Here is a 14,967-nt window from a genome sequence, read left to right on the forward strand (position 1 = left end):
GCCCCATGCCCCGTCACGCAGGGAGACCGATATGATTCACGGCGATATCACCAGCAGCAACGACACCGTCGGCGTCGCCGTCGTCAATTACAAGATGCCGCGCCTGCATACCAAAGCGGAGGTGCTGGAGAACGCGCAGAAGATCGCCGACATGCTGATCGGCATGAAGACGGGTCTGCCCGGCCTCGACCTCGTGATCTTCCCCGAATATTCGACTCATGGAATCATGTATGATTCCAAGGAGATGTACGAGACTGCCGCCACCGTCCCCGGCGACGAAACGGAAATCTTCGCCGCCGCCTGCCGCAAGGCGAAGGTCTGGGGGGTGTTCTCGCTGACCGGCGAACGGCACGAGGAGCATCCGCACAAGGCGCCGTACAACACCTTGATCCTGATGAACGACCAGGGCGAGATCGTGCAGAAATACCGCAAGATCATGCCGTGGGTGCCGATCGAGGGCTGGTATCCCGGCGACTGCACCTATGTGTCGGAAGGGCCGAAGGGGCTGAAGATCAGCCTGATCATCTGCGACGACGGCAATTATCCCGAGATCTGGCGCGACTGCGCCATGAAGGGCGCCGAACTGATCGTGCGGTGCCAGGGCTACATGTATCCGGCCAAGGACCAGCAGGTGCTGATGGCGAAGGCGATGGCCTGGGCCAATAATGTCTATGTCGCCGTGGCGAACGCCGCCGGGTTCGACGGCGTCTATTCCTATTTCGGCCATTCCGCCATCGTCGGCTTCGACGGCCGCACGCTGGGCGAATGCGGCGAGGAGGAATACGGCATCCAGTACGCCCAGCTGTCCAAGACGCTGATCCGGGATTTCCGCAAGAACGGCCAGTCGGAGAACCACCTCTTCAAGCTCGTCCACCGCGGCTACACCGGCATGATCGCCAGCCTCGACGGGGTGAAGGGCGAAGCGGCCTGTCCCTACGACTTCTATCGCAAATGGGTCAACGATCCGGAGGGGACGCGGGCCATGGTGGAGGCCATCACCCGGCCGACGGTCGGCACGCCGGAATGTCCGATCGACGGCATCCCGACGACCGAGCTTCCCCGGAACTGACCGCCGGGCGCGGGGGAGGGGGCTTTCCTCTCTCGCATCCGGATCTCTACCGGCCGTTCAGCGCGCGCACCGCCATCGCGGCTGCCGCCGCCCGGTTCTCGACGCCGAGCTTCGAATAAATCTGCTCCAGATGCTTGTCGACCGTGCGCGGGCTCAGGCCGAGAATTTCGGCGATGTCGCGGTTGGGCTTGCCGTTGGCGACCCACATCAGCACCTCCGCTTCCCGCGGTGTCAGGGACAGCTTGTCCTTCAGCTGCCTGTCCTCGCCGGCATCCGTCTCCTCCGCCAGCTGCAGCAGGATCTCGTCGGGGCCGGTCTGCCCGACCGGGCTGAGGCGCAGGCGGCGGCCGTCGGCAAAGGTGGCGAGCACCACGCTGTCGGCCTTGCGCGTGGCGCCGCCGGCCTGACGCTCCACCAGCCAGCGCCGCGCCTCCTCCGGCAGGGACACGCCGCTTCCGGTGTCGTCACCAAAGGCCGCTTCCAGCATGCGGGTGGTCTGCGGCGTGCACCACAGAACCTCGCCCTTGTGGTTGGCAGCCAGCAGGGTACGGCCGGTGACGTCCAGCGCCGCCCGTGTGCTCTGGGCGACGCGGGCATTGGCGAGATGGGCATACATGCGGGCGATCAGCGTCTCGGCGACGATGGGCTTGGTAACGTAATCGACCCCGCCGGCGGCGAAGCCCTTCAGGATGTGCTCGGTTTCGGTCAGGCCGGTCATGAAGATGACCGGGACGTGGGCGACCTGGCTGTTGCGCTTCAGCTGGCGGCAGGTCTCGAAGCCGTCAAGCCCCGGCATGATGGCGTCCATCAGGATGACGTCGGGCGTGACCTGCTCCAGCAGCGCCAGTGCCTTGCGGCCGTCAAGCGCCACCAGCACGGTCACCCCGGCCTCCTCCAGCGCGTCGGTCAGGAAGCTGAGAGCTTCGGGCGAATCGTCGACGACGAGGACGACGTCACGCGGTCGGGCTGCTGATTTCATCGTCATAGCTGGCTTCATCATGGCTGTCATCGCGGTAAACCGCCTCCAGCGCGGCCATATACTGGTTCAGGTCGTAATTGCTGACGAGCGCGCGCATGCGGCCGACGAAGCGATCCAGCTCCGGATGGGCGGCGGCGATCTCCGCCAGCTTGGCCTGCATGCCGCGGACATAGCCGATGCGGCCCAGATGGATCAGTTCGGCGATGTGGTGCTGCGGCGGCAGTTCCGACGCACTGAAGACCGGCGGGCATTCGTCGGTGCCGGCTGGTGCCTCGTACTCCCACTCGATGCCGCGCAGCCGGCCGATGCAGGCCAGCAGCTTCGGGATCGACACCGGCTTGGCGACGAAGCCGTCATAGGGCTGGCCGGGCGCGGGGGCCGAGCGGTCCTCCCGCGTGTCGGCCGACACCAGGATGATGGTGGTGTCGCCGTGGCCGGTGGCGCGCAGGTGCCGCGCCACCTCCAGCCCGTTCATGCCGGGCATGGAGATGTCGAGCAGCAGGATGTCGGGCCGGTGCAGTTCCGCCAGCGCGAGGCAGCTCTGGCCGTCGGTCGCCTTGAACACGGTGAAGCCCAACTCGGTCAGCAGATCGGCCAGCAGGTTGCGGTGGGCGAGGTCGTCGTCGGTGACCAGCACGGTCAGGCGCGGCCCGTGGTAGCCGCGGATCGGATGGTCGGGCTGGGCGGCGGCGGTGGACAGCATCGCCGCCGACATCATCAGCCGCACCCGGAACAGGCTGCCCTTGCCGGGTGTGCTGGTCACGGTGATCTCGCCGCCCATCACCTCGGTCAGCAGCTTGGTGATGGTCAAGCCGAGCCCCATGCCGGGCACCATCGGGTTGGCGGCCGACCCGCGTTCGAAGGGCTGGAAGATGCGCTCCAGATCGCCGGCGGCGATGCCGGGGCCGGTGTCCTCCACCTCAAACTCGGCGATCTGGCTGCGGTGGCGCACGCGCAGGCAGACGGTGCCGCTGTCGGTGAATTTGATGGCGTTGGACAGCAGATTGATCAGGATCTGGCGGATGCGGCCTTCGTCGGTGAAGACGACGGGCGGCAGATCCTCCGGCGCTTCGAAGCGGAAGGCGATGCCCTTGCCCGCCGCCTGAAGGCGGAACATGCCGACCAGCTGGTCGAGCAGTTCGCCGAACCGCACTTCGCCCCGGTTGAGCTGCAGCCGGCCGCTTTCGATCTTCGACACGTCGAGCAGCCCGTCGAGCAGCCCGGACAAATGTTCCGCACTGCGCCGGATGACGCGGACGGCGTCGATGCGGTGCGGCGGCATGGCGGGATCGCGCTCCAGCATCTGCGAATAGCCGAAGATGGCGCTCAAGGGCGTGCGGAACTCGTGGCCGATGCCGACCAAGTAGCGGCTCTTGGCGAGGTTCGCCGCCTCCGACGCCTCCTTGGCCTTCTGAAGCTGGGCGTCGGTGCGTTCGTGCGCCTCGATCTCCTGCATCAGCAGATCGGTCTGCCTGCGCGTTTCCTCCTGCGCCACCTTGCGGCTTTCGCGGGCCAGCACGAACAGCCAGGTGGCGACGCCCGCGACGATCATCAGGATGAAAAAGACCTTCCACAGCGTGCTGCGGATCAGCGCCTGCGCTTCGGCATTGACCGAGGCGACCTCGACATAGACCAGCGACAGCACGGCTCCGACCGCCAGCCCCAGCATAAGCAGCACCGCCAGATAATGTCCGAACCGCGCCTTCAGCGCCGTCGCCGCCTTCGCCGGCAGCACGGCGTCGAGCGCGTGGCGCAACTGCACGCCGAGCCGGGCGTCGCGCTTGCAGCCGTCGCCGCAGCGGGCGTCCAGCGAACAGCAGAGCGAGCAAATCGCCCCGGCATAGACCGGGCAGAAGGCCATGTCATCGGGTTCGAAGGCATGCTGGCAGATTCGGCAGCGGATCGCCTCCTCCCCGTTCCAGTCTTCGAAGGGGCGGCGGGCGATGTAATAGCGGCCGCGGGTTGCCCAGGCGATGGCGGGCGCCGCGGCGAAGGCGGTGGCGAAGGCGAGGAAGGGCGCGCAGACCTTCAGCGTCGGCCCCAGCGCCCCCAGGAAGGCCAGCATCGACAGCGCCGTCGCCAGCAGCATGGCGCCGACGCCGACCGGGTTGATGTCGTAGAGGTGGGCGCGCTTGAACTCGACATGGCGCGGGCTTAGTCCAAGGGGCTTGTTCACCACCAGATCGGCGACCAGCGCGCCGATCCACGAGGCGGCGATGCTGGAATAGAGGCCCAGCACCGGCTCCAGCGTCTTGTAGATGCCGAGTTCCATCAGCAGCAGGCCGATGACGACATTGAACACCACCCACACCACCCGGCCGGGATGGCTGTGGGTCAGGCGCGAGAAGAAGTTCGACCAGGCGATGGAGCCGGCATAGGTGTTGGTGACGTTGATCTTCAACTGTGACAGCACGACGAACAGGCCGGTCAGGCCCAGCGCCAGCTGCGGCGACGGCGTCACATACTGGAAGGCGACCAGATACATCCGCGTCGGCTCCGCCGCCAGCTCCAGCGGAACGGCGTTCTGCAGCGCCAGCACGACCAGGAAGGAACCCAGCAGCAGCTTGATCGTGCCGATGACGATCCAGCCCGGCCCGGCCGCCACCAGCGCCGCCCACCAGCCCAGCTTTTTGCGGCCCTTCGCGTCGGGGTCGTAGGGCAGGAAACGGATGAAATCGACCTGCTCGCCGATCTGGGCCAGCAGCGAGAACACCACCGATGCCGCAGCGCCGAACAGCATCAGGTCGAAGCCGCCTCCCTCCGCCTCCGGCGCCTGTCCGGTGAAGTGGGTCCAGGCGGTGAAGGCATCACTGTCCTGGATGGCAATGAACAGGAAGGGCAGGGCATGCAGGGCCAGCCACAGGGGTTGCGTCCACAGTTGGATGCGGCTGATGACGGTGAAGCCGTAGGCGACCAGCGGGATCACCAGAAGCGAACTGACGACATAGCCGGCGGCCAGCGGCAGGCCGAACACCATCTCCAGCGCTGTCGCCATGATCGCCGCCTCGATGGCGAAGAAGATGAAGGTGAAGGAGGCGTAGATCAGCGACGTGATGGTGGAGCCGATATAGCCGAAGCCGGCGCCGCGCGTCAGCAGATCCATGTCGACGCCATAGCGGCTGGCGTAATAGCTGATGGGAAGCGCGCTGGCGAAGATCAGGACGGCGCCGGCCAGGATGGCGAACAGCGCGTTGGTGAAGCCGTAATTCAGCGTGATCGCCCCGCCGATGGCCTCCAGCGCCAGGAAGGAGATCGAACCGAGCGCCGTGTTGGCAACGCGCGTCGGCGACCAGCGCCGTGCCTTGCGCGCGGTGAAGCGCAACGCGTAATCCTCCAGCGTCTGGTTGGCGACCCACCTGTTGTAGGTCCGCCGGACCGCGACCACCCTCTGGCGCCCCGCCATCGGCCCCATTCGCCCTCCTGAAAATCAGTTGGTGTTACGAACTGTTTTGCAATTCCGTTTCCGTGGCGCTTCCATAGTAAAGCCGGTTCCTCCGTCAGTCTGTCAGGAATAAAGCCGTCGAACAACAAAGCCAAAGCGCCGGCGTATTCTGCGAGAAAACGCGCGTGTTCAACTCGCTTTTGGGTGGTTGCGAGTGGCAGGCCGATTTCAGACTGCCGCAAGTTTATAACGATTTGCGCTCCGGCACCCCTATACGCAAATCCACGTATTGCTGCGCCGCACAGTTCGGCCAACCATCGGCACGTCCAGTCGCGGATCGTTCCGCCAACTCCCCCCAAAAAATACCGCCTTTCAAAAAGGCCGCATCCGGATCGCGGACGGCCTTTGCAAGGCGACAATGGCCAACATCAGGAGGTTTCATGTCCTCTGACAAGATGGATGCGGACAAGATCATCGGTGGCGTTCCGTCGCCGCTCCGCCGCAAGCTCCTCCTTGGCATGGCGGCGCTGCCGGCCGTAGCGCTGCTGCCCCGCGGCGCGCTGGCCCAGGCGCTGCCGACCGACGCCGTGAACACCACCAAACTGGCGGTCACCGACGGCACGGTGAAGGTCGGCATCCTGCATTCCACCACCGGCACCATGGCGATCTCCGAAACCGGCTCGGTGCAGGCCGAAAAGCTGGCCATCGCCCAGATCAACGAGATGGGCGGCGTGCTGGGCCGCAAGATCGAGGTGATCCAGGAGGACGGCGCCAGCGACTGGCCGACCTTCGCCGAAAAGGCGCGCAAGTTGCTGGTCGAGGACAAGGTGGCGGCGGTGTTCGGCTGCTGGACCTCGGCCTCGCGCAAGGCGGTGCTGCCGGTGTTCGAGCAGTATAACGGCATGCTATATTACCCGACCTTCTATGAAGGGCTGGAGCAGTCGAAGAACGTCATCTACACCGGGCAGGAAGCCACCCAGCAGATCCTGGCCGGGCTTGATTGGGTGACCAATGAGAAGAAGGCCAAGACCTTCTTCCTGATCGGCTCCGATTACATCTGGCCGCGCACCTCCAACAAGATCGCCCGCAAGCACATCGAGATGCACGGGCAGAAGGTGGTCGGCGAGGAGTATTTCCCGCTCGGTCACACTCAATTCAACTCGGTCATCAACAAGATCAAGCTGACCAAGCCGGACGTGATCTACGCCTCGGTCGTCGGCGGGTCGAACGTTGCCTTCTACAAGCAGCTGAAGGCGGCCGGCATCGACCTGAACAAGCAGACGCTGATGACCATCTCCGTCACCGAGGACGAGATGCTGGGCATCGGCGGCGAGAACATCGCCGGCGCCTATGCCTGCATGAAGTATTTCCAGTCTCTGAAGAACCCCAACAACGAGAAGTTCGTCGCCGCCTTCAAGAAGATGTGGGGCGGGGAAAGCGTCATCGGCGACGTGACCCAGGCCGCCTATCTCGGCCCCTGGCTGTGGAAGCTGACGGCGGAGAAGGCCAAGAGCTTCGACATCGACAAGATCGCCGCCGCCTCCCCCGGCATCGAGTTCACCGGCGCGCCGGAAGGTTATGTCCGCATCCACGAGAACCATCATCTGTGGAGCAAGACCCGCGTCGGCCGCGCCCGCACCGACGGGCAGTTCGATCTTGTCTATGAGACCGCCGACCTGATCGAACCGAACCCCTTCCCCAAGGGCTACCAGTAAGGGGGAGTTAGACCCCCACCTAACCTCCCCCGCTGGGCGGGGGAGGGACGGCTGCCGAACGCCGACAAAGCTCCCGTCCCCCTCCCCTGCGAGAGCGGGGGAGGGTCGGGGTGGGGGCAAGTGTGACGGGAGTACCCATCATGTTCGAGGGCTACAGCCTGGCCGAGCTTGGGTCGATCTTTGCGATGCAGGGATTTGCCGGACTCATCCTGTTTTCCGTTTTCGTGCTGATGGCGCTTGGCCTCGCCATCATCTTCGGGCAGATGGGCGTCATCAACATGGCGCACGGGGAATTCATGATCCTCGGCGCCTATGTGACCTATCTCTGCTCGAATTTCATTTCCAGTTACGCGCCGGCGCTTTTCCCGGTCTATTTCTTCATCGCCATGGCGCTGGCGTTCGTCGCCAGCGGGGCGCTGGGCATGCTGGTGGAATGGGGGATGATCCGCTTCCTCTACCGCCGCCCGCTCGACACGCTGCTGGCGACCTGGGGACTGAGCCTGATCCTGCAGCAGGTCTTCCGCTCCGTCTTCGGCGCGCGGGAGGTCGGCGTGGTGCTGCCCGACTGGCTGATGGGATCGGTCGCCGTCACCGACACCATCGAGGTGCCGATCAACGGTCTGTTCGTGATGGCGCTGACCATGGCCATCACCATCGTGATCTACGCCGTGATGTTCCGCTCGCGCTGGGGCCAGGGCGTGCGCGCGGTGATGCAGAACCGGGTGATGGCCGGCGCCGTCGGCATCAACACCGAGAAGGTCGACCGCTACACCTTCGGGCTCGGCTGCGGCATCGCCGGGGTGGCCGGCAGCGCCTTCACCATGGTGGGCTCCACCGGCCCGACCTCCGGCCAGCTCTACATCGTCGACACCTTCCTGGTGGTGGTGTTCGGCGGCGCCCAGAGCCTGATCGGCACCATCGCCTCCGCCTTCACCATCAGCCAGGCGCAGTCGACGATGGAGTTCTTCCTCAGCGGCTCGACCGCCAAGGTCCTGACCCTGCTGACCGTCGTCGTGATCCTGATGCTGCGCCCGCAGGGCCTGTTCGTCCTCAAAGTCCGCCGCTGAGGAGGCAATCACCATGACGCGCACCCCTCAAAACCGCATTCTCGGGCGCATGGACGGCGACATCGCGGGGATCCTGCTGCTGGCCGCCCTGCTGGTGATCGTCCTGCCGCTGGGCCTCGACATCTTCCGGCTGAACATGGTCGGCAAATACCTGACCTACGCCTTCGTCGCGCTCGGCCTGGTGCTGTGCTGGGGCAGCGCCGGCATCCTGTCGCTGGGGCAGGGCATCTTCTTCGGCATCGGCGGCTATTGCATGGCGATGTTCCTGAAGCTGGAGGCGTCCAGCCCGGAAGCGACCAAGATCCAGTCCACCCCCGGCATCCCCGACTTCATGGACTGGAACCAGCTGAAGGCGCTGCCGTGGTTTTGGGAGCCGTTTCACAGCCTTTCCTTCTCCATCGTCGCGGTGGTGGCGGTCCCGGCGCTGCTGGCCTTCATCGTCGGGCTGGCGATGTTCAAACGGCGGGTCGGCGGCGTCTATTTCGCCATCATCACCCAGGCCTTCGCCGCCATCCTGACCATCCTGATCGTCGGCCAGCAGGGCTACACCGGCGGCATCAACGGCATCACCGACCTGCGCACGCTGAAGGGCTGGGACATCCGCACCGACGAGGCGAAGCTGGTGCTGTATTTCGTCAACGCCGCGCTGCTGATCGGCTGCCTGCTGCTGTGCCTCTACGTCCGCCGTTCCAAGCTGGGCCGCATCCTGGTGGCGCTGCGCGACAAGGAGGACCGGGTCCGCTTCTCCGGCTACGACGTCGCCAACTTCAAGATCTTCGTCTTCTGCTTCGCCGCGGCGCTGTCGGCGGTCGGTGGGGCGATGTTCACGCTGCAGGTCGGCTTCATGTCGCCGTCCTTCGTCGGCATCGTGCCGTCGATCGAGATGGTCATCTACTGCGCGGTCGGCGGCCGGCTGTCGCTGCTGGGGGCGGTCTACGGCACGCTGCTGGTCAACTGGGCCAAGACGCTGCTGTCGGAGAGCTTCCCGGAGTTGTGGCTGTTCGCCATGGGCGCGCTGTTCATCGGCGTGGTGATGGTGTTCCCCAACGGGCTGGCCGGTCTCTACCAGCAATTCATCGCCCCGCGCCTGCGTCGCCCGGCCGCCCGCCGGTCGGATGGAGCCGCCGCCGGCGCGCCGATCATCCCGCCCCACACCGCCGCCGACTGAGGAGGGACCGACCCATGGCAAACCCCACCGATTACCTGCTGGCGGTCGAAGGGCTGACCGTATCCTTCGATGGGTTCAAGGCGGTCAACGACCTGTCCTTCTACGTCGACAGCAACGAGATCCACGTCATCATCGGCCCCAACGGTGCCGGCAAGACCACGGTGCTCGACCTCATCTGCGGGCGGACAAGAGCGTCCGGCGGCTCCATCAAGTTCCGCAACCGGGAACTGACGGCGATGAAGGAGCACCAGATCGTCAAGGCCGGCGTCGGCCGCAAATTCCAGAACCCGTCGATCTACGACGACCTGACGGTGTTCGAGAATCTGGAGATCTCCTATCCCCGCGGCCGCAGCGTGTTCGGCGCCCTGGCCTTCAAGCGCGACGCCGCGGTGCGCGAGCGGGTGGCGGAAATCGCCGAGATGATCTTCCTGGCCGACCATCTCGACCAGCGCGCCGAGTATCTCAGCCACGGCCAGAAGCAGTGGCTGGAGATCGGCATGCTGCTGATCCAGGACCCCGAGCTGCTGATGCTGGACGAGCCGGTGGCCGGCATGAGCGTCAACGAGCGCAAGAAGACCGCCGAACTGCTGAACCGCATCATCCGGAACCGCTCGGTGCTGGTGATCGAGCACGACATGAAGTTCGTCGAGGACATCGCCCACCGCGTCACCGTTCTGCACCAGGGCAAGATCCTGTCGGAAGGCAGCATGGACCGGGTGAAAGCCGATCCCAAGGTCGTCGAAGTCTATCTGGGCCATTGATTTATTCGGGCTACTGAGCGGGGGATCAACAGATGCTGTCCGTCAATCAACTCCGCGTGTCCTACGGCGAGAGCGAGGTCCTGCACGGGCTGGACTTCACGGTGGCGCCCAATGAGATCGTCGCCATCATGGGCCGCAACGGCATGGGCAAGACCACGCTGATGAAGTCGCTGATGGGGATCGTGCCGGCGCGCTCCGGCGCCATCCGCATCGGCGACAGCGAGATCACCGGGCTGAAAAGCTATGAGCGGGTGGCGAAGGGCGTCGCCTATGTGCCGCAGGGCCGCATGATCTTCCCGACCATGACGGTGCAGGAGAACATCGAGACAGGCCTGACCGTCCATGGCGGGCGCAGCGTGCCCGGTGATCTCTACGAACTGTTTCCCGTGTTGCTGGAGATGAAGGGCCGGCGCGGCGGCAACCTGTCGGGCGGCCAGCAGCAGCAGCTCGCCATCGCCCGCGCGCTGGCGACCAAGCCCAAGGTTCTGCTGCTGGACGAGCCGACCGAAGGTATCCAGCCGTCGATCATCCGCGAGATGGCCCGCACGCTCCGCCGCATCCGCGACGAGAAGGGCCTCAGCATCATCGTGTCGGAACAGGTGCTGAGCTTCGCGCTCGACATCGCCGACCGGGTGCTGGTGATCGAGAACGGCGAGATCGTCCACGAGGACAGCCGCGGCGCCATCGACGAGGCCAAGGTAGCGCGCCTGCTGTCGGTGTGACGCGCCGCCACTCCCAATCCCTTGAAATCAGTCCACAAAAAGGAAGATCAACCCATGGCTGACACCCTGATCAAGGCCGACCTGTCGCAGTCTCCCTACGAGAACGACATGATCCACAACCGCTGGCACCCGGATATCCCGATGGCGGTGACGGTGAAGCCGGGCGACGACTTCATCCTGGAATGCTACGACTGGACCGGCGGCCAGATCAAAAACGACGACGATGCCGCCGATGTGCGCGACGTCGACCTCAGCCAGGTGCATTTCCTGTCCGGCCCGGTCGGGGTCGAGGGGGCGGAGCCGGGCGACCTGCTGGTCGTCGACCTGCTCGACATCGGTGCCTTTCCGCAGCAGCAATGGGGGTTCAACGGCTTCTTCTCCAAGCAGAATGGCGGCGGCTTCCTGACCGAGCATTTCCCGCTGGCCCAGAAATCCATTTGGGATTTCGAGGGCATGTTCACCAAGTCGCGCCATATCCCCGGCGTGCGCTTTGCCGGGCTGATCCACCCCGGCCTGATTGGCTGCCTGCCGTCGCACGACCTGCTTGCCAAGTGGAACAAGCGCGAGCAGGCGCTGATCGACACCAACCCGACCCGCGTGCCCGGCCTCGCCAACCCGCCCTACGCGCCGACCGCCCACATGGGCCGGCTGAAGGGCGACGCCCGCGACAAGGCGGCGGCGGAGGGAGCCCGCACCGTGCCGCCGCGCGAGCATGGCGGCAATTGCGACATCAAGGATCTGTCGCGCGGCTCGCGCATCTATTTCCCGGTCTATGTGAAGGGCGCCGGCCTGTCGATGGGCGACCTGCATTTCAGCCAGGGCGACGGCGAGATCACCTTCTGCGGCGCCATCGAGATGGCTGGCTGGGCGCATCTGAAGGTGAACCTGATCAAGGACGGCATGGCCAAATACGGAATCAAGAACCCGATCTTCAAGCCGAGCCCGATCGTCCCGACCTACAACGACTATCTGATCTTCGAGGGTATTTCCGTCGACGAGGCGGGCGAGCAGCATTACCTCGACGTCCATGTCGCCTATCGCCAAGCCTGCCTGAACGCCATCGAATATCTGAAGAAGTTCGGCTATTCCGGCGCCCAGGCCTATTCGATCCTCGGCACCGCACCGGTGCAGGGCCATATCAGCGGTGTCGTCGACGTGCCCAACGCCTGCGCCACCCTGTTCCTGCCGACGCAGATCTTCGATTTCGACATCAGCCCGAACGCCGACGGACCGACGAAGTTCATCAGCGGCGACGTCGACATGCCCATCGCGCCGGATCGCGTGTAACCGCCGGAGGAGGGAGGCCACGCCATGCCGATGTACGACTATGAATGCCCGACCTGCGGTGACTTCACCGAGATGCGGCCGATGGCGGAAAGCAGCCTGCCGCAGCCCTGCCCCTGGTGCGAGACGCCGGCGCCACGGGTGATCCGCATGGCGCCGGCCTTCTCCACCCTGTCGGCCGCAACCCGGACGGCGCATTCCACCAACGAACGCAGCGCCGACCGGCCGAAACTGCTGTCGGAAGTCGGGCCGGCGCACAAGCACGGCCCGGGCTGCGGTTGTGGTGGTGGCGGCAAGAAGGGGCGGTCGGTGCTGCGAACCGCGGACGGTGCCAAGGGCTTCCCCACCGCAAGGCCGTGGATGATCAGCCACTGAGGCATCGGGGCCATACGTCCTTCCTGGAGGCAGCTCGGACATGCGGGCGGGATCGAACCCGTTCGCCGTCTTCCCTTCACCGGATGCGGTCGATTTCTGTATGATGCATCATAGTGCGGCCGGAAGAGGCGAAAGCCTGTTCCGGCCGCTCTGTGTCTCCATGTCCCGCATCTTGGCCGAAATCACCGCGCAGGAGAGTTGCCAATGCCGTCATCCCCGCTGCCGAACCCGTCCGTTGCGGTCCTTGGCTGCGGGTTGATCGGGCAGAGTTGGTCGGCGCTGTTTCTTGCCCATGGGCTGGACGTGGTCGCCTGGGATCCCGATGGTGACGTTCTGGCCGCCTTGCCGGAACGCGTGGAGCCGCTGCTCGGGCAATTGCGGGCGCTTGGGACCAGGGCCGAGCGGCCCGGCCGCCTTTCGGTCGCGTCATCGGTCGCCGAGGCTGTGCGGGGCGCCGCGTGGATTCAGGAGAATGCGCCCGAGAAAACCGCCGTCAAGCATGCGCTCTATGCCGAGGTGGAGGCAGCGGCCGCGCCCGACGCGGTGATTGCCAGCAGCACCTCCTCGCTGACCTGGACCGATCTGGCGGCCGGCGTGGGGCGGCGTGACCGTTTCATCACCGCTCATCCGTTCAATCCGCCGCATCTGATGCCGCTGGTCGAACTGTTCGCCGACAACCCGGAGACGTTGGCCCGGGCCGAGAGCTTCTATCGCGGCGTCGGCCGCGTGACGGTGGCGTTGAAGAAGGATGCGGTGGGCCACATCGCCAACCGTCTGGCCTCCGCCCTGTGGCGCGAGGCGGTGAACATCGTCGCGGAGGGCATCGCCGATGTGGCCGACGTCGATGCCGCGCTCGTGCATGGTCCCGGCCTGCGCTGGTCGGTGATCGGCGCCCACATGGCCTATCATCTGGGTGGCGGACCCGGCGGCATCGCACATTACCTCGACCATCTCGGGCCGAGCCAGGAACGACGCTGGGCGACTCTCGGCAACCCGAGCCTGACGCCCGAGGTCTGCCGTCTGCTGGTCGACGGGATCGCAGAGGAAGCCGCCGGCCGCTCCGTCGCCATGTTGGAGGCGGAACGCGACCGCGGGCTGATGCTGGCGCTGGCCGCCCGGCGGAAGGCCGGAGAGGGAGAGAGTGTGTAAGCACCCAGGTGCCCGGATGGCCGGGGCCCCTCTCCCCGCACTGGAGAGGGACCCCGCCACCGGTCAGGCCACCCGCTTTTCGCGGAAGGCTTCGATGGTGCGCATGACGCCGCGCAGTTCGGCCAGCCCCTTCAAGCGTCCGACGAAGGAATAGCCGGGGTTCATCGTCTGGCCGATGTCGTCGCCCAGCAGATGGCCGTGGTCGGGGCGCATCGGGATCTGGGCGTCGGCGCGTCCGGTCCGCTTGCGGCGGGTCTCCTCGTCGATCATTGCCGCAGCCACGCCGATCAGGTCGGTGTCGCCGCCGAGATGGTCGGCCTCGTAGAAGGAGCCGTCGGGCTCGTGCGTGGTGTTGCGCAGATGGACGAAATGGATGCGCGGGGCGAACTCCTTCGCCATCATCACCAGATCGTTCTTCGGGTTGGACCCGAAGGAGCCGGTGCACAGGGTCAGGCCACAGGCCTCCTGCGGCACGGCGGCGAACAGCGCCCGGACATCCTCCGCGGTGGACATGACACGGGGCAACCCGAAGATGGGGAAGGACGGATCGTCGGGGTGGATGCACAGCCGCACCCCCTCTTCCTCGGCGATCGGCGTGATCTCGCGCAGGAACTTGACCAGATTGGCGCGCAGGTCCTCGACGCCGATCTCCTGGTACAGCTCCAGCATGCCGCGGAAGCTGTCGCGGTCATAGGCGAAGTCGCGGGCCGGCAGCCAGTCGATCAGGTTGCGCTCCAACTCGGCGACCTGCTCCACCGCCATCGCCTCGAACCGCGCCTTGGCGGCGGCGACATGGGCGGGGTCGTAGCTGGCCTCCGCATTGCGGCGCTTCAGCACGAACAGGTCGTAGGCGGCGAAATCGACGCTGTCGTAGCGCAGGGCATAGCCGCCGTTCGGCAGCCGGTGCATCAGGTTGGTCCGGCTCCAGTCGGTGATGACCATGAAGTTGTAGCAGATCACCGGGATACCGGCACGGGCGACATTGCGGATCGACTGCTTGTAATTGTCGATCTTGCTGCGGTAGTCGCCGGTACGGGTCTTGATCTCCTCGCCGACGCCGATGCTTTCCACCACCGACCAGGTCAGGCCGGCGGCCTCGATCATGGCGCGGCGCTTCTGGATTTCCTCGGGCGTCCAGACGCTGCCCTGATTCATGTGGTGAAGCGCCGTGACGATGCCGGTCGCACCGGCCTGACGGGCCTTCTCCAGGGTGACGGGGTCGTCCGGGCCGAACCAGCGCCAGGTTTCCTGCATGATGGGGTCCTTTCAAATTCGGGTGAGGTGGCGGGGGTGATG

12 protein-coding genes are annotated in these 14,967 nt (G+C 65.6%); 9 read left to right on the forward strand and 3 right to left on the reverse strand.

The window, feature by feature from the left end; translation table 11 throughout:
• Positions 1-31 precede the first annotated feature (31 nt).
• Entirely contained in the window at positions 32-1,069 is a 1,038-nt protein-coding gene (locus tag PWS46_RS30045) for an aliphatic amidase (RefSeq protein ID WP_434625972.1), read from the forward strand.
• Between the two features lie 46 nt (positions 1,070-1,115).
• Here PWS46_RS30045 and PWS46_RS30050 read toward each other — a convergent pair whose 3' ends face one another.
• Together PWS46_RS30050 and PWS46_RS30055 are read right to left on the reverse strand one after the other, a co-directional pair.
• Positions 1,116-2,048, reverse strand: coding sequence for a response regulator (locus tag PWS46_RS30050; protein ID WP_434625974.1), 933 nt, complete (start codon positions 2,046-2,048; stop codon positions 1,116-1,118).
• Entirely contained in the window at positions 2,023-5,451 is a 3,429-nt protein-coding gene (locus tag PWS46_RS30055) for a hybrid sensor histidine kinase/response regulator (protein ID WP_434626051.1), read from the reverse strand. The genes PWS46_RS30050 and PWS46_RS30055 overlap by 26 nt, the downstream gene beginning before the upstream one ends.
• Before the next feature lie 419 nt (positions 5,452-5,870).
• Here PWS46_RS30055 and urtA point away from each other — a divergent pair, with 419 nt between their 5' ends.
• The 8 genes from urtA (at position 5,871) to PWS46_RS30095 (ending at position 13,671) form a co-directional block, all read left to right on the forward strand.
• Positions 5,871-7,145 (forward strand): urea ABC transporter substrate-binding protein, encoded by a 1,275-nt coding sequence (urtA, locus tag PWS46_RS30060; protein ID WP_434625975.1) that lies wholly within the window; start codon positions 5,871-5,873, stop codon positions 7,143-7,145.
• A 140-nt stretch (positions 7,146-7,285) separates the two neighbouring features.
• Positions 7,286-8,212, forward strand: a complete 927-nt coding sequence (gene urtB / locus PWS46_RS30065) for an urea ABC transporter permease subunit UrtB (RefSeq protein WP_434625977.1) — start codon at positions 7,286-7,288, stop codon at positions 8,210-8,212.
• A gap of 49 nt (positions 8,213-8,261) precedes the next feature.
• Positions 8,262-9,380 (forward strand): urea ABC transporter permease subunit UrtC, encoded by a 1,119-nt coding sequence (gene urtC / locus PWS46_RS30070; protein WP_434626053.1) that lies wholly within the window; start codon positions 8,262-8,264, stop codon positions 9,378-9,380.
• Between the two features lie 14 nt (positions 9,381-9,394).
• Positions 9,395-10,141 carry an urea ABC transporter ATP-binding protein UrtD gene (urtD, locus tag PWS46_RS30075; RefSeq protein ID WP_434625979.1) on the forward strand — a complete coding sequence of 249 codons (747 nt, stop codon included), beginning with the start codon at positions 9,395-9,397 and terminating at the stop codon, positions 10,139-10,141.
• 32 nt (positions 10,142-10,173) lie between these two features.
• On the forward strand, positions 10,174-10,863 hold the full coding sequence (urtE, locus tag PWS46_RS30080) for an urea ABC transporter ATP-binding subunit UrtE (protein WP_434625981.1): 690 nt from the start codon (positions 10,174-10,176) through the stop codon (positions 10,861-10,863).
• A 54-nt stretch (positions 10,864-10,917) separates the two neighbouring features.
• A complete protein-coding gene (gene fmdA, locus PWS46_RS30085; RefSeq protein ID WP_174473207.1) occupies positions 10,918-12,150 on the forward strand; it encodes a formamidase in 1,233 nt (410 codons plus the stop codon).
• 24 nt (positions 12,151-12,174) lie between these two features.
• Positions 12,175-12,522 (forward strand): FmdB family zinc ribbon protein, encoded by a 348-nt coding sequence (locus PWS46_RS30090; protein WP_434625983.1) that lies wholly within the window; start codon positions 12,175-12,177, stop codon positions 12,520-12,522.
• A gap of 204 nt (positions 12,523-12,726) precedes the next feature.
• Positions 12,727-13,671, forward strand: coding sequence for a 3-hydroxyacyl-CoA dehydrogenase NAD-binding domain-containing protein (locus PWS46_RS30095; RefSeq protein ID WP_434625985.1), 945 nt, complete (start codon positions 12,727-12,729; stop codon positions 13,669-13,671).
• Between the two features lie 63 nt (positions 13,672-13,734).
• Here the strand turns inward: PWS46_RS30095 and uxuA are convergent, their stop codons facing one another.
• A complete protein-coding gene (gene uxuA, locus PWS46_RS30100; RefSeq protein WP_434625987.1) occupies positions 13,735-14,925 on the reverse strand; it encodes a mannonate dehydratase in 1,191 nt (396 codons plus the stop codon).
• Positions 14,926-14,967 lie beyond the last annotated feature (42 nt).

This window comes from Azospirillum sp. B2RO_4 (assembly GCF_051124815.1).
Classification (GTDB): Bacteria; Pseudomonadota; Alphaproteobacteria; order Azospirillales; family Azospirillaceae; genus Azospirillum.